This is a genomic window from Phycisphaeraceae bacterium (assembly GCA_020851465.1).
Lineage (GTDB): Bacteria > Planctomycetota > Phycisphaerae > Phycisphaerales > Phycisphaeraceae > JADZCR01.
In genome coordinates this window covers 46,075-65,561 of record JADZCR010000010.1, presented here as the reverse complement: position 1 = coordinate 65,561, position 19,487 = coordinate 46,075, and the positions used below count along the sequence as shown (strand labels likewise).

Genomic DNA, 19,487 nt, shown 5'->3' with positions numbered 1-19,487 from the left:
GTAGTGGATCGGGGAGGCGTTAACTCCGGGGTTACTCAATGCATTCGACATTACATATTCGGCCTATGATCGGCGCTGCCTTGGCCATCATGCTTGGGGTATTGGTGATGAGCGTTTCTTCGTGCGGTCGAGCAACTTCTGCCGCCTCAACGACTAGAAGTACCTCTGTTGCAGACATGCTGAAGTTCTTGCCGAACCTTAATGCGATTGATGTGGTATCCGCCGACTACGCAGTCACAAAGGATTCCGCATCACGAGGCGTGCCATCCCCATCGGACATTCGAATGGAATTGCTGGGCACTGCTGATCTGTCGGAAGATGCAGCCAAGAAACTCCAGCATAGCTTTGAGTGGAAAGCTGCGAATCGCAAGGACATTCCGGCGAAGTTATTGTCAATTCTGCTTTCGGGCGATTGCCAAGTCAGCACCAAACTCAATGACAGCTTCTCGGGAAACCCGACGTATGCCCATGGTCGTGTCGTAGTGGTAGCTGATAACTGGGGCCGGCTCTATTTTCTGGCGTCGGATAGGGATCATCCAATCGAGTAAGGGTCCGCATCCGTTACGGCTCGATTTGTAATATGCAGCCTACGTCGCGACGATTACCCCTCGGTGCCAGGTGAACGCGAACGCTTGCACTCGCGCTACGCTCGGGTCTGGACGAGGAAGCATCATAACGCCGGAGGTCCTTCATTTGAGAGCGCATTTGAATCGTCGCTACGAGCGTCAGCATGTGCCGCTCGACTCCTATCGGCGGCGGAGCACGACCACTCTCGCGTCGACGTTGAGAACCTGGGTGCCGTTCGCCAAGGAAGCCACCGGCTTGTCCCAATGGGCGTGGCCGCGAACCATGAGGGTCGGTCGTGAAGCTTCCAGCGCACGACGGATTGATGCCCAGCCGCGAAGGTCAGTGTTCTCGATGTCGGGCCCGTCGTGCGCGATAAGCAGATCGGGACCGGCCAACGCCAAGTACCCCAGAGCGTCGGCAAATGCCTGCTCCTCGCGACGAAATGGCTTGCGCGGGTTGCCGACGATGCCTGACAGCCCGGCGATCTTTAGGCCATCGATCTCGACCATGACATCGTCCAAGAAATGCACCCCGGGCGTGCGCAGGAAGGCCTGGAAGTCGGGGATCGAAGGCCTTGGACCGAACACGTCGTGGTTTCCCGCCACGCCGACAATCCACCGGCACGCACCCGCCAGGGCCAGCCAAGCCGGCCGAACGTCGCCCGATCCGCCACGGCGATCCATGTCAGGGCGAGCAAACAGGTCCCCGGCTACGATGACAGCCGTTTTGTCTTTGGACGGGAGTTCCCCCCGTTCGCGCAAGACGCCGATCTCCGCAGCCAGCATCTCCCCGAGCAACTTGGTGGGCCGGCTATAGTTGTCGGCCATCTCCCGGCCTTGCAGGTCCGCTGCCACAATGATCGCATCCAGCGCCGCCGGCAAAGAATCCACCGTCGCGCGTAGAAACGGCAACTGCGCCGCCACGACCTGGCGGCTGCTCGACACGTTCGAGTAAGGCAACGTGTGGAAGGGCGCGGGTTGAAGCTCCACGATTCGCATTGCGTTTCTCGCCCATGGTCATGCCGGGTTAGGCTTCGTTGAGGACGGTGATGGCATTATCGAGCAAAGTTTGGAGCCCTCGACTGGTCGCATCGGTATCAAAATGTGGCTGCCACGGATCAGCGGCAACGTAGTCGCTGACTGTGAAAGCGGCAGCGATCTCTGCCTTCCGATACGTGCCTACCGCAAACAGGGCTGAAGCCTCCATCTCAACAGTCATTACACCATCACCCTGGTGCTGCTGGATTTCTTCGCGGGTTTCGCGGTAGGGCGCGTCTATGGTCCAACTCGCCCCCATGTGCGGACGCTGTCGGCACAGGCTACAGGTGTAAGACCAGTGCAGCAAGCCATCGTGCGACGCCTGCGGTCATGCTGGTGCCGACGACACGTTCGGCACTGGGCACGCAGCTCATCAAGCGTGTGGTGATTCGGGTGTTGCTACGAGATGCAGAACGAGCTCGGATCGGCAGCGAACACGCCTGCCCGACAGTATGGGCAACGGCGGCCTCCCAGGTCGCACACGTCAACAATGTCAGGCGACTTGCACTTTGGACATTTCTCCACGGGTGATCGGGAATCGACCATGAACTCCTTGCCACAGGCCAGGCAAACGTGCTCCGAGTCATTTCCGATGCACCGAGCCAGATTATCATGGTCCGGGTGGTAGGCGTACTGTTTAGCCCCGGACTTATCAATGTAATAGGGGTTGCCGTCATCCCAAGCGATAATGGCGTGCTTGCACCCTCCGCAGACGTATGTGATGCCCATTGCCATGTGGTCACCTCGTGCTGTCGTCAGTTTCATGAATAATGCCGAAGAGGGCAAAGAACACGTTCGCCAAGGCGGGGCGTGGTCTGGCCCGTCTCGCGTTGACGCTGCCGGAAGCGAGGCGCGGTTCATCCGCCCGCCAGCGTGACTATGCTATCCTTGCGCCCCTCACTTTTCTCGGTCAGCCGCTGTATTGCTCGGCAGTCTTCCTCGCCAGATCGCGCACCTGGTCGGCCAGTTCGCGTGCCCGCGCCATATGCTGGTCAACCAGGGCGTCGGAATGTTGTGTCTGCTTCGTTACCACCGTCGCGTGATCGACGGAGGTGCCGGCCGTCGGAAGGGGAAAGTTGTCAGGAGACGCAGGTTGTTACGCCGGTAGACATACGCCGGCATAGCGGACAGCATTTCGCTTCGATTACAATCGAAGTCCTGAATGCAGACGCCCTCGTACATCACCCAAGTTGTTGATCGATTCTGGCAATATCGCCAGAGCAGGTTCGGCTCGGACCCGGCGCTCTTCGACAGGCAGGCGCGTGAGGATGGCCGGCCGCCTGTGTTCGTGAAGCCGGCAGCCGTCCGTAACGTGCTCGTTGATCCTTCCCTCAACGCCTCCGAGGCCGATGCGGTGCGTTCGTTCCTCCCGCGGCAGGAACGACACCGATGGTTTCGCAGCATGAAGAGTTCTCAGGCCCTCGCACAGTCGCTCTTCGGTAACCTTAAGGCGATGCGACTCTGCCATCTTCTCAACCCCGTCATGACCGAGGAAGGGCTCCGGCCGTTTGAGGCTTTGGACCCGCAAGGGACGGCCATCTCTTTGGAGCGCAAGATTGAGGTGTTGCGGGAGCCGCGACAGACTTCGGTTGACGTGTTCGTCGAGGCGATTCCCCGCGTCGCCGTTGAATGCAAGTTCACAGAAACGGATGTGGGACGTTGCTCTCGTCCCCGTCTCAAGGCAGACGACCCGGAACGCTGCAACGGCAGCTATTCCTTTCAGTGTGCTCGCACTGAGCGATGCTCCCTGACCGCCATCGGCGTGCGGTATTGGGAGTTTGTCCCCGCGTTGTTCCAGTGGTCGGCCGACGCCGACCATCTCCGGTGCCCTCTGTTTGACACCTACCAACTGGTCCGCAATGTCCTGGCCGCTTCCCTCAGCGACCAAGGGGAGATCATGCGCGGTTACGCTGTGCTCCTGTACGACAAGCGAAATCCCGCCTTCTGCCCGCATGGCCGTGGGGAGGTCGCTTATACCACGGTCAAGCACGCATTGCGCGATCCCCATCGGCTGCAACGAATGACCTGGCAGTCGCTGTTGTCGGTCCTGCGGAACCATGCACGCCTCACGTGGTTAGCGGACGAAATCCAACTCAAGTATGGCCTTTAGGTCAGTGTGGCGCGGCCTCCAAGCCAATCCTCTGTTCCCACGTCGTCATGCGCCGCCCGCAATGCCGGCACTCGCGCCGGCGGATGAGTTTCCCCCCGGCGCCGCGGCCATCGTGAAGGGGATCTGTTCCTTTTTGCCGATCTCCTCACCCAGCGCCACCAAAGCCAGTACCTCGTCCAGTGCCAGGTCGATTGGCGGCATGAAGAAGTCCTGCCTGATGCGGTAGCAACGTCGCTCCTCATCGAAGAAGAACGGGATGTTGGCGCCTTGCAGCAAGATCAGGTCACGGTAGATGGTTCGCTCGGTAACGCCGCAGGCGCGGGCCAGAGATTTGGCGTTCCAGCCATCCTGCTGCTGAATCAGCTGGATGATCTGAAGGACGCGATGAAGACGGGCGTACTCAGCATCGAGGGGTTTTGAATGACTGTTGATCCTGCCGACTTGAGTGCCGTACTTATCTCTCACGTCAGTGCTCCGGCGATGCGATGTTCCTGTGGTGCGTCAGGTTACTTCAACCTGCTCGTGCATGCAGAGCTGCAAGGAAGCGGAGAGGAAGGAAGCAGAGATCAGCGGGTGATTGGGCCGCGGGTGCGGTTGAAATGGTTGCTGCATATCGCGGGTCTTTATCTGGAAAAGAAAAAGCCGTTCCGAGAGCTAACGGAACGGCCTTCAGTCCAGCTAAATCGGGGTGAGAGGATTTGAACCTCCGACCTCTTCGTCCCGAACGAAGCGCGCTACCAAACTGCGCTACACCCCGTCGTGCGGCATCCGACGAACCCGTAATCGTAGCAGGTCCACGGGCAGGTGACAAAAGATACGCACCTCATGCAGAGGTCGTTCCGCAGCTTCGATCACATGGTTCTCATTTGTCTGATCTGGAGCGGATAGCAGGCGGATGGTGAGTTCTGGTTCATGATGTTTCCGTGAGGGTGATTCTCTCCACGAGTTGCGCCACGCCGCCGCCGAGTTCACGGGCTGGCCGAGTCGCTGGGCGGTATCGTTGCCCGACTGAGCCTTCCCTCGCGGAACCGCATGTAGGGTTTTTTGAGGATAGGTGACGGCGGCGGGGGCAAAAAAACACAAATATGCCTTGGAATTAGCTTGACGCCGAGGATCGGCGCGGTATGTTCTAGTTCACTACGCGAAAGCTTTCGGGTCGCTATTTCAATAAATGAGGAGGGTTGAGATATGCGGATCGGTTATACCTACGGTCGGATGTCGCTGATCACGGCGGCAATGGCGGCGGTTCTATTTCCGGCGGCGGTGCGGGCGGCAATCATCCCCGTCACGGCTGACGCTGAGATTATGACCAGCAGCAGCAACATCTACAATTCTAATACCGCCAGCAACAACAACACGGGAGCCCAGGTCGATATGTATATCGGGTATGCGGGATACAACAAGCCTTTTAAGGGGCTGTTGCGGTTTGACCTCTCGTCCATCCCCGCAAATATGACGATCACCTCGGCGACGCTTCACATGAAACCCATCGGCAACTCCAATTCGCCGACCCTTGAGCTGCACCGTCTGCTGGTTTCCTGGGTTGAGGGCAACGGTTTGTATAACCAGTCCCCGTACGGCACATCGGGCGCGACCTACCTCAGCCGGGACAAGAGCGGCAGCAACACCTGGACGACGCCCGGAGCCGCCAGCGACGGCAACGACCGCGTCGCCGCAGCGTCGGTATCTTTCAATGGCAGTTTGTCCGACCCCGCGCTGAATGTCCTCAGCGACGTGAGCTACTGGTATGCGAACCCGTCGGCGAACTTTGGATGGGTGCTGGAAACGCCCGGTACATCTGGTTTCACACAATTTCGCACCAAAGAGAACCCCTCTTCTCCCACTACTTATCTGGACGTGACCTATGAGCTGATCCCTGAGCCGGCGTCGGCGGGTCTGCTCCTGCTGGGCGGTATGGTGCTGATGCGACGTAAGACTGCCTGAACCTGCGGGCCGACATAAGTAAGATTTGAGCAGCATTTCGACGGTTGGTGCGTCGAGGCGGCAGGAGCTTTCACGAAGGAAGCCTTGAGCGACGGCGCGCAACAGATCATGTCTCTGCGCTGAGCGTAAAAAACGCAAGATAAATTTGTCAACCGGCGAATCAGCCGGCTGCTGGATCGACAGCTTTTTCGGCTGGCTCATACGGCTCAAGGTGGGCGGTGGCGTTGCCCGGCATGAGGCGTTGCTCGATGCGGTACTCGATCCGGCTGGCCAGCTCGTGACCCTCGCGGACGCTCAGGTGGCCGTCCACCTGGAGATGCAGATCCACCCAGTGAAAAGCACCGGTGTGGCGATGGCGCACTTTGTGATAGCCGCGGATGCTGCCGCTTTTGACCTCGTCATCAAGGATTTCTTTGATCGCAGCTTCGTCTTGGGGATCGGTGCGATCCATCAGACCGTGGATGGAAACCCAGAGCAGATGCCAACTGGTAAAAAGGATGACCGCTGCGGTGATGAGGGCGACGAGCGGGTCGAGCCACTCCTTGCCGGTGTATTGGATGAGGATCAGGCCGAGGATTCCGCCAAGCGTCGAGGCGGCATCCGTGAGCAGATGTTTGCCGTCGGCGACGAGCGTCGCGTTCTGAAGCTTGCGGCCATTGAACCAGACGTAGATCGCCAGTGCTGCACTGAGCAGACCGATGACACCCAGTGTCCAGGTGCCCACCTGGAGATAGGCCAATTTAGGAGGGGTAATGAGTCGTCGGATGGCCTGATAGATGATGATGACCCCCGCGGTGAGGATCATCCACCCTTCCAGACCGACCGCCATGAACTCGATCTTGCCGTGTCCGTAGGGGTGCTCGCGGTCGGCGGGCCGGTTGGCGAGGTAGATGGAATACATCATCATCGCCGCCGCAGCGAGATTGATGATGGATTCCAGCGCGTCGCTGAGTACCGCCGCGGAATTGGTGACGAAATAGACGCCGAACTTCAACACCATGATGGCGATCCCCGCCAGCAGGGCGTTGAGTGCCACCTTGCGCACCACATCAGCACGAGGATCGGGTTGCGGGTCGGGCATTACCGGAATGATAAGCGGTACGGCGGCTGCTCTGCCTCTGCGCGAGGTGAGCAGGAGAAAATCAGAGCGTCAGATCTTTACCCGTGAGAATGCGATAGGCATCCAGATATTTGCCCAGCGTGCCCTGCACGACGTCGTCAGGCAGGGTCGGGCCGGGCGGCGACTTATGCCACTTGCCCTGGTCAACCAGCTCTTGCAGGTAATTGCGGACGAACTGCTTGTCGAAGGATACCTGATCGCGCCCCGGCTGATACTGGTCGGCCGGCCAGAAACGCGAGCTGTCGGGCGTGAGGACTTCGTCGATGAGGATCGGCTTGTGTGATGATGGTTGATTCGAGGAGCGATCCGACGTCTGCTCCACCGGGATGCCGAACTCAAACTTGGTATCCGCGATGATGATTCCGCGTGATGCGGCAAAGTCGCGTGCCATGGAGTAGATCGCCAGCGAGAAATCGCGCAGGGTGTTTCCCAGCTCGCGGCCGATGATTTCGCAGCAGCGCTCGTGTGAGATGTTTTCGTCGTGGCCGGTCGCCTCTTTGGTGGCGGGGGTGAAGATCGGTTCGGGCAGTTTGTCGCACTGACGGAGACCGGGGGGCAGCTTGTGTCCGCAGACGGTTCCGCGGGTGCGATATTCCGCCCAGCCGGAGCCTGCCAGGTAGCCGCGCACGACACACTCGATCGGTATCACTTTGGTTCTGCGTCCGATCATGATGCGTCCGCGAAGTCGGCGTCGCTCTTCATCGCTGATGCCGGCAATGTCAGCCGAGTCGGTGCTGATGAGGTGATGCTGGAGTTTGCCGCCGAGCCTGCTGCCGATCATGTCAAACCAGAATCGACTGATCTGCGTGAGCACGACGCCTTTGCCCGGCACGCCGTTGGGCATGACGACATCAAAGGCACTCAGCCGATCGGTTGCGACGATCACCAGCGCGGGTGAGCCGTCGGAGGTGGTGGCGTCGTACACGTCGCGCACCTTGCCCTGACGGCGGTTGGGCAGCGGGAGGTTGGTCGAAAGCAGGGCTTGAGCCATGGCGATAAGGTACAGGTTTCCCGTGGATTTGCCCTCGCAGCCCGATCGACATTCACGACCGTTGCGCGGAGGGCGAGCGTCGCGGCGACGGCGGCTTTCGACAGCGCTTAGAACTGCCGCAGGAACCGGATGTCATTCTCAAAGAGCCAGCGGATGTCGGTGATGCCGTATTTCCGCATCGCCAGCCGTTCGATACCCAGCCCGAAGGCAAACCCGGTCCACTCTTCGGGGTCGTAGCCGACAGCCTGGAACACGTGCGGATCGACCATGCCGCAGCCGCCCAGCTCGACCCATTTGACCGTTCCGCGCACGTTCATCTTCACATCCATCTCGGCGGACGGCTCGGTGAAGGGGAAGAAGCTCGGCCGCAGCCGGATTTCCGCTTCCGGGCCGAAGTAGGCGTGGGCGAACTGGAGCAGCGTGGTCTTGAGGTCAGTCATGCTGGCCTTGCGATCCACGTATAGCCCCTCGACCTGATGAAACATGGAGTAGTGGGTCGCATCGTGCTCATCAGGTCGGTAAACACGTCCCATGGCGACCACGCGCACGGGTGGTCTGGTCTTTTCCATGACCCGGATCTGGATGGTGGACGTCTGCGAGCGCAGCATCTGGCCTGACGATTCCGGCGCGCCGCCGAAGATCGCCGGCTTATCGATGTAAAAATTGTCCAGCGGATCGCGGGCCGGGTGCGATTCGGGGATGTTGAGCGCGTTGAAGTTGTGGAACTCGTCCTCAACCTCCGGCCCGGTGGCGACATCGAAACCCATCCGACCAAAGACATCGATCAACTCGTCAATCGTCTGAGTGATGACGTGCGTCCTGCCCAGACGCGGCGGCAGCCCCGGTTCGGTGATGTCGAGCAGGGGGCCGGCGGCGGGCTTGCTTGAAGCAGCCCCCAGCGTAGCCTTGAGCTTGTCGAGTGTTTCACTGCCCCAGGTGCGCAGCTCGTTGGCGCGCTGCCCGAACTCCCGCTTGCGGTCGGCGGGAATCTCCTTGAGCTTTTCCATCACCGCCTTGACGCCGCGGTTAAACACGCTGCGAGCCTGCTCCAGGTCGCGGCTGTTCTTGATGGCATCGAACTGCTTTTGCAGATCGACGCGAAGTTGGTCGAGAGATTCAAACATGGCGGGAACAGAATAGCGTAATCGCACGCTCCGCGCGACATGATGTCACGACAATCCCGCCTTTCCCCCTTCTCAAAGCGTCCGTCGGCAGCAGCCGAGGGGCAGACGGCTTACTTCATGACACGCGAGCCGATATCGCGCCGATAGTGCGCTCCCTCAAAATGGATTTTCGCGCAGGCTTGGTTTGCCCGCTGCTGGGCTTCCTTCAAATCCTTGCCCAGGGCGCAGACGTTGAGCACACGTCCGCCGGCAGTCACCAGCGTTTTATCCTTAAGGGCGGTGCCTGCGTGGAAGACGGTGACGCCTTCGACTTTCCGAGCGTCTTCAATGCCGGTGATCGGCAGCCCTTTCCGGTAGTCTCCCGGATATCCGCCGCTGGCCATGACGACACAGCAGCAGCAGCGCCGATTCCAGCTCAGGTCCACTTCATCGAGCCTGCCCTGCGCGGTCGCCAGCAGGATGTCGAGCAGATCGCCCTCAAGCCTCATCATCAGCGACTGCACTTCGGGATCACCGAAACGGCAGTTGAACTCGATGACCTTAGGCCCGCCTGCGGTGAGCATCAGCCCCGCATAAAGCACGCCCTGATAGGTGATGCCTTCACGGCGCAGGACATCAACCGTCGGCACGAGAATCTGCCGCTCGATGTCCGCCATGAGTCGGTCGCTGATTAGCGGGGTTGGCGAGTAGGCACCCATGCCGCCGGTGTTCGGCCCGGTGTCGCCTTCGTTGACCTGCTTGTGATCCTGCGCGGGGTCGAGCACGAAAATATTTTTACCGTCCACCAGTGCCAGGACGGAAACCTCCTGACCGACGAGCCGTTCTTCGATGACGACCGTATTCCCCGCGTCGCCGAAGGCTTTCTGGTCCATAATCGTCCGCACGGCTTCACCGGCCTGTTGGGCATCGTCGCAGACGATGACTCCCTTGCCCTTGGCGAGTCCTGCAGCTTTGACGACCACCGGCGTCTCACGCGCCTGCACGTAGGTCATCGCAGCACTGAAGTCGGTGAAAGTCCTCGCCTCGGCGGTGGGAATGGCCGCGGAGCGCATGAGTTGTTTGGAATAGGCCTTATCAGCCTCGATCCGGGCGGCGTCTTTGGTGGGACCGAAAATGGTGCGGCCGGGTCGGGCGAGCCGGTCGGCGAGGCCCGCGGCGAGCTGGTCTTCGGGGCCGATGACGATCAGCTCGACCTTGTTTTGTCGAGCGAAATAGTCGATGGCATCGACGGTTTTGGTATCGACGACATCCACGGAAAGGGAGACGTTTTCGCCGACCTCCGCCGTGCCGCCGTTACCCGGTGCGAAGTAGATTTTGCCGCAGCGTTTCGACTGCCTGAGCTTCCAACCCAGCGCGTGCTCGCGCCCGCCGCTACCGATAATCAGGACGTTCATAGACAAGCGATGTTACACGTTCGGCGCGATCGTCGCGCGCTCGGAGTCGCCATGACGACCAACGGGAGATCGTGAAATGCGGTAAGGTAATGAACCCCGAAATGCTAAGGATCCCACCATGCCAACCAATCGTCTCATCTGGACCGCGTTGACGGCACTGCTGTTCATGACCATGCCTGCCTGGGCGGTCACACTCGTCAAAGACGGCAAGCCGGTCGCCACCATCATCATCAACCGCGAGGCGCTTGATGCGCAGGCCTGGGAGCCGGCGGTCGGCACTTCCGCCAAAACCGCCGCGGAGAAGATCAAACTGGCGGCGGAAGACTTCCAGCGGTACATCGAAAAAATCAGCGGCGCGAAACTTCCCATCGTCAGCGACGAACAGCCGGCACCCAAGGACGGCGCGGCTGTGTACATCGGCGCATCGAAGCTGGTTGAGCCGATGAAGCTCGACATTCCGTCGGGGCTGACGACAGATCGAAAGGAAGAGGGATTCATTATCCACGCGGAAGGTGACACGCTCGTGCTGGCGGGGAATGATGCCGGCCCGTACATGGGCACGTACTACGCGGTCGCCGATGCGCTGAACCGGCTGGGAGTGCGGTGGGTCATGCCCAGTGAGTTCGGCGAGGTGGTGCCGAAGATGACGACCGTTGAGTTCAAAAAGGCCAAGGTTCGACAGACCCCTGACTTTCTGGTGCGGAACTGGAACGGCAACCTCGCGCCGGAGCTTGCCGCTGATGATGCGCTCTTCCGTCTTCGCAACAAGGCGACGATTGACCAGAACGCCTTCATCGCCATTCCCGGCGACTCCTATCTGCGGAACTATATGCCGCCCAAGGAAATGATGAAGACCCACCCGGAGCTGTTCGCCAAGCGGCTCGACGGCACACTCGATGAGCACATGATCAGCCTGACCAGCCCCGATGCTCCCAAGTACGTCGCGGGCAAAGTCATCGAGGACATCAAAAAGAGGCGTGAGAAGAATCCGTCCTTTCACTCGCTGGGCTTTGCGCCCGATGACGGCATCCCGATGGATCTGTCGCCGGAAGCGTTGAAGCAGAACCTGGGGTTCACCGATCTGGTAGGCCGCGAGGGCGTGGTGACAGAGCTTTCCGTCAGCGAGGAGTGGTTCCGCTTCATCAACAAGGTGACGGAAGAGGTGACCAAGGCCTATCCCGATTTCATCATTACGACGAACGGCTACACCAACCGCACGATGCCGCCGGAAGGGGTAAAGCTGCACCCGAATGTCGGTGTGATGTTTGCGGCGATCTGGGCGGACCTGCTGCACTCGTATGACGATCCGAAAAGCTGGCAGCAGCAGGTTCAGGGCCAGATGCTTGAGCGTTGGGGCAAGATCTGTTCGCGGACGTTTGTTTACAACTACAACTTCCCGATGCTGGTGACCGGCCTGACGCCGATGCCGCTGACGCGGAAGATCGCGCGGAACACGCCGCTGATGAAGAAGTGGGGGATTATCGGCTTCGAGGATGAGCAGACATTCCCCTGGATGGCGCATGGCATCACGTCGTTTTACCTTCGCGCCCGCATGTATTGGGATGCGGACACCGACGCGAAGGCGTACCTGACCGACTACTTTGAGAAGTGGTACGGCCCGGCGGCCAAGTCATCGCAGGCGTACTGGGACGCGATCGAGGAAGCACTCGAAAGCACACCGCTGCTGGGGCATGAGGATCGCATCCTGCCTTACGTTTACACCGATCAACTGCTCGCGGAGCTGGAAAAGCAGCAGCAGGCGTCGGAAGCCGCAGCCAAAGAGGAACCCTTTGCGACACGGGTGCGTGTTGATCGGCACATCCTCAATCACCTCAAGGGCTACATGAAAATGAATCGAGCGGAGTTCGTCGGCGATTACGACGAAGCGATCCGACAGGCGGACCTGATGTTCGCCGAGCGCACCGCGCTGAACCACATCAGCCCCTATTTCTCGATCCCTGAATCGACTGATCCGCGTCGCAAATACTTCTCCGGTTCGTATTACTGGAACCTCACCCAGCGCAAGGCTCATTACGAGAAGGTGCGTGACATGCTCACCGGCAAAACCGGGGAACTGGTCGCCAAGGCCCCGCGAAAAGCGCGGTTTGCGATCGACGATCTGGACGTGGGGCGTTACGGTCGATGGCACGAGCCGGGCTACGACCGTTCCGGGTGGAAGCTCGTCGATACTGCGACGCCGTTCTATCTTCAGGACCCCGCGTGGCTGGATCACCGCGGTGCGCCGTATGTCGGCTATATCTGGTACATCTTCGAGCTTGACGTACCCAAGGACAAGATCGGTAAGCCGATCAGCGTCTATGCGCCGATCGTCGCATCCGAGGCGTGGGTGTGGGTCAACGGTGAGTTTGTCGGTCACCGGCCGTATCAGGAAGCCTACATCCGGCCGGCGGAGATGAAATTCGACGCCACACCACGGATCAAAGCGGGCAAAAACGTGATCGGCGTGCGCGTGAGCACGACGCTCAGCCGCGTCCAGGTTTCGGAAGGTTTTCAAGGGCCGTTGTTCCTCTATTCACCCAAAGTAAACTCGGACGAAAAATCATCCTCGCCTTGATAGGCAAAAGCACTCATCCGACTGCTCTCTTGAATGCGTAAGGGGTAGGGTTGAGCTGCCGTCCCTTCCGTGCCGTTATCATTGATCGTCAATGAAAGTCCGACTTGCCATCCTTGCGGCATTGGGAATCTACGTACTGGCGCTTGTCGGTGTGGCCCTGGCGCCACGGGCGGCGCAGGGGGAATCGACCCCGACGACTCAACCGTCCGCTGCGACCTCGCCCCCGGCGCAACTGATGCTGGGGTTTGCGCTGAATCTCCATCACACCGACAACATCGATGCCTATCTCCAGGCGGTCGATGAGATTTCAGCGTTGGGGTTCAACACCGTCGAGTTGCTCACGCCGATGTTCCAGGCCAACGGCGCCTCGGAATCCATGCGTATCGTGGTGGGGCCGGGCAAGAGTCCAGCGCGGAAGGACATCGTTAAGGTTCTCAAGTACGCGAGAGCGAAAGGACTCACCACGGTTTTGATGCCGATGGTTCTTTTTGAGAATCCTCGCGGCAACGAGTGGCGCGGCAAAATCCAGCCGGAGCATTGGGATCGCTGGTGGGCGGCCTATCAAAAAAACATCGACTACTTTCTCGACATCGCCAATGAGTCAGATGTCTCGGTTTTCAGCGTCGGCTCGGAACTGCTGAGCACGGAAAAGCAGCTCGACCGCTGGGAAACGCTGATCGCCCAGGCGCGTCATCGCTTCAAGGGCAGGTTGAGTTACTCGACCAACTGGGACCACTACCAGAAGCCGACTTTCTGGAAGCATCTCGACATGATCGGGATCAGTTGCTACTGGGACATGACCCGCGGTGCAAAGGAGAACCCGCCGAGCGATCAATCGCTGGCACTGCGATGGGAAGGCGTGCGCAAGGAAGTTCTCGCCTTCGCCGAGGCGCAGGGCAAGCCGGTATTTTTCACGGAGATCGGTTATCCGAGTCTGCCCTGGGGCTTGAAGGATCCCTGGAACTACGTCGCGTCCGACTCGGAAAAATCCGACGCAGCGGTGCAGGCACGCGGCTATCAGGCATTTCTCGCTGCATGGGATGACCTGCTGCGAACCTCGCCCAACCCGCAGCGGTTCACCGGCGTCTGCTTTTACAAGTGGGATGTCTATATGAGCGGAGGGCCGACGGATACGGGTTACGGCATCCGGGGCAAGCCCGCTTACGATCTGGTGAAACGATGGCTCCAAACCCGTCTGGCGCAGGCTCCCGCCGTGCCGCACACACCTTGAGCGACCGGTAATCAGTAGGCGTCGGACGGCGGCAGCGCACCCGACCCGCCCATGAGAATCGACGCCATCGGCACCACCTTCTGCATCAGGAATTTCGTGGTGGCGGTCGGGATAAAAAACCGTCCCGCGATGCCGCTCTCCCGCACGCTCAGCGAAGCGCCGATCGGCAGCACGTCAGCGGGAATCTTGGTGGCCTCAGCACCCAGCTCAGCCTGCGCGCCGTTGATCGCGTTCATGATCCCCGCGATGTTGATGTACGCCTCAGCGGAAGGTTTGGGCGTGAGGTTGCTGCGGATACGGCTCAGCGACGTATCGAGGCCCATCCCCTTGTCATCTCTGACGGACGCCACCGCTTTGCGCAGGAGTTGATCGTTGCGCACGGAGGTGATGAGGACTTCTTTGCCGGTGTTGACCAGGTATCCGCTCTGCTGCGTACCGCCGAGGCCGGCAATCATCGGAGCCATCATTCCCATCTGGCTCATGGCTTCGGGTGAAAGCTCGTACTCGATGTGATATTCGTCAGCTTTGACGTTTTCGAGCTGGAGTGCGCCCTCGGTGTAGTTGGACCGGACGGAGACCAGATCACCTCCGCCGCCGGCAGCGGGAAGGTTGGCGAGCGTGTTGAGATAGTCGCGGTAGGTTTTGACATAGGCTGCCGGGTCTTTGGTCTGGACGACGGAGACGCCGTTGAAATAGTTTCCTTCCGCGATACCGCTGCCGGCGGCCGGCACGTAATACACCTGTGCGCAGGCTTGCGCGTCAGCGATCATGGCGATCGAATGCTTCATGATGTCCGCCATCCCGTTGGCTTGCTGGGCAGGGAGCTTGGCGACGGCGTCCTCGACGATTTTCTTGAGATTGATGCCGTCGGCATTGAAAGCAGAGGCGAACATATAAGGCAGCGCCGGCAGTTTGTTGAGCGTCGTGCCCGCGTCGTTACCGGTGGTAAACAGCCCCGCCAGATACGAACCCTGTTTGAACTGAAGCGAACTGGTGATGCCCAGGCCGGTGTCGTTGAGGTCGAACCCGATCACCATGCCGCTGGAATCGTCGATGAGCGTGTTGGCGAAATTGGTGGTGAGCGTGGAGGGCAGATCTGCCGCATGCCCCGTGCTGCTGTGCTGGGCTGCCTCTGCTGCGGTCGCCTTGATCTTTTCCTTGAGCAGCGGGGCGATCGTCTCGATGTTGATGTACGCCACAGCATCGCTGGTCGCCAGGTATTGCGCACCGAGCTTGCCCGCGGACGCCTGAATCTTCGCGCCGGCACGCGCGGGTTGATAATTTTCCAGCAGAGAGCGATCAGACGACATGAGGGCGAAGCCTTCGAGTTTCCGCGCAAAACCTTTGCGCGCGCCGGAAATGTTGACGGTGGTGATCGCTTCCTCGGCTTTACCCCCCATGCCCGTCACCAGGTCGGCATAACTGGTCGTGGGGACAAACAGGATCGCAGGCGGAACGTCCGTGTCTCCAGCGAGGATCTCGGTCATCACCAGCATCATCGAGCCGTCATCCTTGAGACCCTTGGTCGCGCCGAGCTGCTGCTTGAACATTCCCAGCAGGTCCACGAGATTCGGCATGCTCAGGGCTGCGCCATCGTTGAAAGTCGAGAGCTTCTGACTCAACTGGGTGAGGTTAGGCACATAGATGACGACCGGAGCCTGCGCCGGTGCCTGATCCAGCAACGCCAGGTCCGCACGGGCGGACATCCCCAGAACGAGCATGACCAGGCTGAGTGTGAACAGAGTGATGCGACCGTTGGTTTTCATGATGCGTGCTCCGCGATTCCAGGTTTGATCGATCCCCATCCAGACGCATAAGCCTACGCACCGGAGAGCTTCGTGCCAATCCTCGACGGCGTAGAATAAGGCACTCGTGAAACCGGGACAGGGAAAAAAAGTCGTCGTCGCCATGAGCGGCGGGGTGGACAGCTCCGTCGCCGCGGCGATCCTCAAGAACGAGGGCTATTCCGTCGTCGGCTGCTTCATGCGCCTGGGCAGCGAGCATGAAGACACACAGACCGCAGCCGGCGCGGATCAAGTGACCTCGACCGCCTGTGCGAATCCTCGCTCCCGTCCGTCGAAACAGGGATGCTGCTCGGTGGATGACGCCGCCGATGCGCGACTGGTGGCAGCGGTGCTCGACGTGCCGTTTTACGTACTGAACTTCCGCAAGGATTTTGACCGGATCATGGATTACTTCGTGGCCGAGTACAACGCCGGCCGCACGCCCAATCCCTGCGTTCGCTGCAACGACTGGTTGAAGTTCGGCAAACTCGCGGAATACGCCCGGTCCATCGACGCCGACTACATCGCCAGCGGACATTACGCGCGGGTGGACCATTCGGATAACGGATCATCAGCATCACCCCGCAAGAGTGACAGCCGTTCACGCTTGCTGCGCGGCATCGATCATCGAAAAGACCAGAGCTATGTGCTTTTCGGCATCAAGCGAGGGGATTTAGCGCACATGCTGCTTCCCATCGGCGGGATGGAAAAAAAAGATGTCCGTGCTCTGGCGGAAGAACTCAAGCTGCCGGTTTTCAACAAGCCCGACAGTCAGGAAATCTGCTTCGTACCCGACAATGACTATGCCGCTTTTGTCGCCCGACGCAGCCCTGAGCAGGTCCAGCCGGGCAAGGTACTCGACCGGCAGGGGCGAGTGATCGGCGAGCATCCGGGGCAGCAGCACTTCACGGTCGGCCAGCGCCGAGGTCTGGGCGTGACCGCTTCATTGCCGCTCTATGTCCTCAGTCGTGATGCCGGCCAAAACAGCATTACTGTCGGGGGTAAGGATGACCTGCTCACCACCAGCCTCGAAGCTGACCAGACCAACTGGCTCATGGATCCGCCGTCCGAACCGCTCCGCTGTCAGGTGAAGGTCCGCTACAACGGCGCAGCCCTTGCGGGCACCGTTTGCGCGACCGGGCGGGACTCGCTCCGCGTCGAGTTTGATGAGCCGGCTTCCGCCGTCACTCCGGGGCAGGCGGTGGTGTGTTACGTCGGTGATGAACTCATCGGCGGCGGGTGGATCAAATAGAAAAACGCAAAAGGGCTTGTGATTTTCGACCAATCGCCAGTCCATAGCCGATTGATTGTCATACGTTAAGTGTGACACAGCTTCCTGCGGACGGGATCAACGGATGGCTTCGACAATCGAAAATCAGGAATCAGGCATCGAAACTTTTCTCGAAGGTCTGAACATTCCCTTCCAGCGAAATGTCCCCCTCGCGCCGTGGACGTGGTATCGCGTAGGCGGGCCGGCCAGGGTTCTGGCGCAGCCGTCATCGGTAGAGCAGCTCGCCGCAATCGCAGCGCGAGCTAATGAGGCTGGCGTGCCGACCTATGTCCTCGGCGGCGGGGCGAACCTGCTCGTCAGCGACGCTGGCGTGGATGGCCTGGTTATCCAGCTCAGCGATCCCGCGTTTAAGCAGGTGAAAATCGAAGGTAACATCGCGACGCTCGGCGCGGGTTGCGATCTTTTCAAAGTCATCCCGGAAATTTCCAAGGCAGGTCTCGGCGGGCTTGAAGTGCTCGCGGGCATTCCAGGCACGATCGGGGGCGCGGTCCGCATGAATGCCGGCGGAATCTACGGCGACATCGGCAAGACCATCCGGCGGGTCAAAGTCATGGACTCCACCGGCCATGTTTACCACCGCGACCGCGATGACCTCATCTTCTCTTATCGCAAGTCGAACATTGCCGCCCGGTACATCATCGAAGTCGAGTTTGAGCTGATTCCCGACGATCCGAACGCACTCGTTCGGCGGTTTAAGGAAATCTTCCTGTATAAGAAAAACAGTCAACCCATGGGGGACAACTCCGCCGGCTGCGCATTCAAAAATCCAACTCCCGTCGAAGGCGGCGAAAAACTTTCCGCAGGCAAACTGATCGATCAGGCTGGTCTGAAGGGTTTTCGCATCGGCGGCGCGGAAATTTCATCTCAACACGCCAATTTCGTCATCGCCCATCCCGGTGCGACAGCCGCCGACCTGCTGGCGGTGATGGAACACGCCCAGAAGCGCGTCCTGGAAGTCCACGGCATCCGACTCGAACGCGAAGTCGTGGTCTGGCCATAACCTCTGCTGCCGCCATACCGACCACACTGCCGGATAGACGAATCACGGGAAGTCCAGCAGCGAATTCGCCCCGGTGTTTTCACGGAAATCAACAGGTTCTCCGCATCGCAAGCCCGCTTCTTGCCGGAGATACTTTGAACCGTTAACCTCATCCAATTCTCAAAGACGAGGGAACGGCCATGAAAGTCATCTGCGATCGGGGAGCCTTGGTGGAAATGCTCAACCTCGTGAGCGGGGTCATTGTCTCGCGCACACCCAAGCCGGTGCTTAGCTGCGTGAAGCTGACTGCCGCCGATTCGACTCTCACGGTCTCGGCGACCGATCTGGAAGTTTCCGTGCGTGTCAGCACCCCGCGTGTTGAAGTGCAGGAGGCCGGCGAAGCGTTGATCGTCGCCGACAAGCTGATCCAGATCGTCCGCGAGTCGGTTGATTCGACGTTGACCCTTACGAACAAAGACGAATCGACCGTGATCCGCGGGCAGGATTCGCGGTTTACGCTCAACGGCTACCGGACGACGGATTTTCCGCCGATCCCGGAATTTACCGGCGAACCGGACTTCCAGATTCCCGCCGGTGACATGCACAAAATCATCAGCCAGACGATATTCGCCACCGCGCGGGAGAACAGCCGTTACGCCATCAACGGCGTACTGATCGAACGCGAAGGGAACAAGATCGCCGTGATCGCCACTGATGGTCGGCGTATGGCGATGGCCAAGGGCAGTTGCAAAGCCAACAAAGGCGACAGCCGCTCAGCAATCGTGCCGACCAAAGCATTGAACCTTCTGCTTCGCATCTTCACCGATTCCGAAAAGCCGGTTCAGGTCCGTGTCGCGGATAACCAGGTGCTTTTCGCCACGGAAAACGCGGTGCTGGCGTCGAACCTCGTCGAAGGCAATTTCCCGCCCTACAAAGACGTCATTCCGCGCGACGGCGATAAGAAGGCGACCATCGGCACCGACGTGCTCGCCAGTGCCACTCGCCGTGCCGGTCTGCTGACCAACGATGAGTCAAAAGGCGTGCGTCTCTCGTTCAAGGCCGACGGCCTGACGCTTTCGAGTCGCGCTCCAGAGATGGGCGAAGCAGAAGTCAACGTCGGCCTCGCCAATTACCAGGGCGACCCGATCGAAATCGGGTTTAATCCGACGTTTATTCTCGATGCTCTCAAAGTCGTGGACGCGGAGCAGGTGACCTTTGAGTTCAAAGCACCCAACAAACCCGGCGTCATTCGCAGCGGTCCTGATTTTCTCTATGTCATCATGCCGGTGAACATCCAGTAGTATTCCGCTGCAGCGTAAAATGGTTCGTCGCACCAAAGC

Annotated in this window: 18 protein-coding genes and 1 tRNA gene; 8 read left to right on the top strand and 11 right to left on the bottom strand. The window is 59.7% G+C overall.

All coding sequences use genetic code 11. The features are described 5' to 3' along the window. Positions 1-31: 31 nt before the first annotated feature. Positions 32-178: a hypothetical protein gene (locus tag IT444_11170; protein ID MCC7193331.1), complete on the bottom strand. Its 147-nt coding sequence runs from the start codon at positions 176-178 to the stop codon at positions 32-34. Here IT444_11170 and IT444_11165 point away from each other — a divergent pair. Beyond that, the gene (locus tag IT444_11165; protein ID MCC7193330.1) at positions 177-548 is read left to right on the top strand and encodes a hypothetical protein; all 372 of its coding nucleotides are present in this window, start codon (positions 177-179) and stop codon (positions 546-548) included. The genes IT444_11170 and IT444_11165 overlap by 2 nt on opposite strands. Positions 549-746: 198 nt before the next feature. Here IT444_11165 and IT444_11160 read toward each other — a convergent pair whose 3' ends face one another. The 3 genes from IT444_11160 to IT444_11150 form a co-directional block, all read right to left on the bottom strand. Continuing rightward, complete coding sequence (locus IT444_11160) at positions 747-1,565, bottom strand: metallophosphoesterase (protein MCC7193329.1); 819 nt, start codon at positions 1,563-1,565, stop codon at positions 747-749. A 28-nt stretch (positions 1,566-1,593) separates the two neighbouring features. Continuing rightward, positions 1,594-1,863, bottom strand: a complete 270-nt coding sequence (locus IT444_11155; GenBank protein ID MCC7193328.1) for a hypothetical protein — start codon at positions 1,861-1,863, stop codon at positions 1,594-1,596. Between the two features lie 140 nt (positions 1,864-2,003). After that, a complete protein-coding gene (locus IT444_11150; GenBank protein MCC7193327.1) occupies positions 2,004-2,369 on the bottom strand; it encodes a hypothetical protein in 366 nt (121 codons plus the stop codon). Between the two features lie 397 nt (positions 2,370-2,766). On the opposite strand from IT444_11150, the gene IT444_11145 reads away from it, so the two are divergent. After that, the gene (locus IT444_11145; GenBank protein ID MCC7193326.1) at positions 2,767-3,714 is read left to right on the top strand and encodes a hypothetical protein; all 948 of its coding nucleotides are present in this window, start codon (positions 2,767-2,769) and stop codon (positions 3,712-3,714) included. Positions 3,715-3,759: 45 nt separating this feature from the next. Here the strand turns inward: IT444_11145 and IT444_11140 are convergent, their stop codons facing one another. Together IT444_11140 and IT444_11135 are read right to left on the bottom strand one after the other, a co-directional pair. Next, entirely contained in the window at positions 3,760-4,179 is a 420-nt protein-coding gene (locus IT444_11140; protein MCC7193325.1) for an HTH domain-containing protein, read from the bottom strand. 218 nt (positions 4,180-4,397) lie between these two features. Beyond that, a tRNA-Pro gene (locus IT444_11135) sits at positions 4,398-4,471 on the bottom strand. A 431-nt stretch (positions 4,472-4,902) separates the two neighbouring features. Between IT444_11135 and IT444_11130 the strand changes: the two genes are divergently transcribed. Next, a complete protein-coding gene (locus IT444_11130) occupies positions 4,903-5,658 on the top strand; it encodes a DNRLRE domain-containing protein (protein MCC7193324.1) in 756 nt (251 codons plus the stop codon). A gap of 160 nt (positions 5,659-5,818) precedes the next feature. Here the strand turns inward: IT444_11130 and IT444_11125 are convergent, their stop codons facing one another. The 4 genes from IT444_11125 to purD form a co-directional block, all read right to left on the bottom strand. Beyond that, positions 5,819-6,739: a cation transporter gene (locus IT444_11125; protein ID MCC7193323.1), complete on the bottom strand. Its 921-nt coding sequence runs from the start codon at positions 6,737-6,739 to the stop codon at positions 5,819-5,821. 61 nt (positions 6,740-6,800) lie between these two features. Continuing rightward, positions 6,801-7,769 carry a phosphoribosylaminoimidazolesuccinocarboxamide synthase gene (locus IT444_11120; protein MCC7193322.1) on the bottom strand — a complete coding sequence of 323 codons (969 nt, stop codon included), beginning with the start codon at positions 7,767-7,769 and terminating at the stop codon, positions 6,801-6,803. A 107-nt stretch (positions 7,770-7,876) separates the two neighbouring features. Continuing rightward, complete coding sequence (gene pheS / locus IT444_11115; GenBank protein ID MCC7193321.1) at positions 7,877-8,893, bottom strand: phenylalanine--tRNA ligase subunit alpha; 1,017 nt, start codon at positions 8,891-8,893, stop codon at positions 7,877-7,879. Positions 8,894-9,003: 110 nt separating this feature from the next. Then, positions 9,004-10,287: a phosphoribosylamine--glycine ligase gene (purD, locus tag IT444_11110; GenBank protein ID MCC7193320.1), complete on the bottom strand. Its 1,284-nt coding sequence runs from the start codon at positions 10,285-10,287 to the stop codon at positions 9,004-9,006. A 118-nt stretch (positions 10,288-10,405) separates the two neighbouring features. On the opposite strand from purD, the gene IT444_11105 reads away from it, so the two are divergent. Then, positions 10,406-12,862: a DUF4838 domain-containing protein gene (locus IT444_11105; protein MCC7193319.1), complete on the top strand. Its 2,457-nt coding sequence runs from the start codon at positions 10,406-10,408 to the stop codon at positions 12,860-12,862. A 91-nt stretch (positions 12,863-12,953) separates the two neighbouring features. Then, the gene (locus IT444_11100; GenBank protein ID MCC7193318.1) at positions 12,954-14,093 is read left to right on the top strand and encodes a hypothetical protein; all 1,140 of its coding nucleotides are present in this window, start codon (positions 12,954-12,956) and stop codon (positions 14,091-14,093) included. Positions 14,094-14,104: 11 nt separating this feature from the next. Here IT444_11100 and IT444_11095 read toward each other — a convergent pair whose 3' ends face one another. Next, a complete protein-coding gene (locus IT444_11095) occupies positions 14,105-15,859 on the bottom strand; it encodes a hypothetical protein (GenBank protein MCC7193317.1) in 1,755 nt (584 codons plus the stop codon). Positions 15,860-15,965: 106 nt separating this feature from the next. On the opposite strand from IT444_11095, the gene mnmA reads away from it, so the two are divergent. The 3 genes from mnmA to dnaN all read left to right on the top strand — a co-directional run bounded on the left by mnmA (position 15,966) and on the right by dnaN (position 19,448). Next, entirely contained in the window at positions 15,966-17,129 is a 1,164-nt protein-coding gene (gene mnmA, locus IT444_11090; GenBank protein ID MCC7193316.1) for a tRNA 2-thiouridine(34) synthase MnmA, read from the top strand. Between the two features lie 103 nt (positions 17,130-17,232). Then, positions 17,233-18,168, top strand: a complete 936-nt coding sequence (murB, locus tag IT444_11085) for a UDP-N-acetylmuramate dehydrogenase (GenBank protein MCC7193315.1) — start codon at positions 17,233-17,235, stop codon at positions 18,166-18,168. 179 nt (positions 18,169-18,347) lie between these two features. Continuing rightward, positions 18,348-19,448 carry a DNA polymerase III subunit beta gene (dnaN, locus tag IT444_11080; protein ID MCC7193314.1) on the top strand — a complete coding sequence of 367 codons (1,101 nt, stop codon included), beginning with the start codon at positions 18,348-18,350 and terminating at the stop codon, positions 19,446-19,448. Positions 19,449-19,487: the final 39 nt, after the last annotated feature.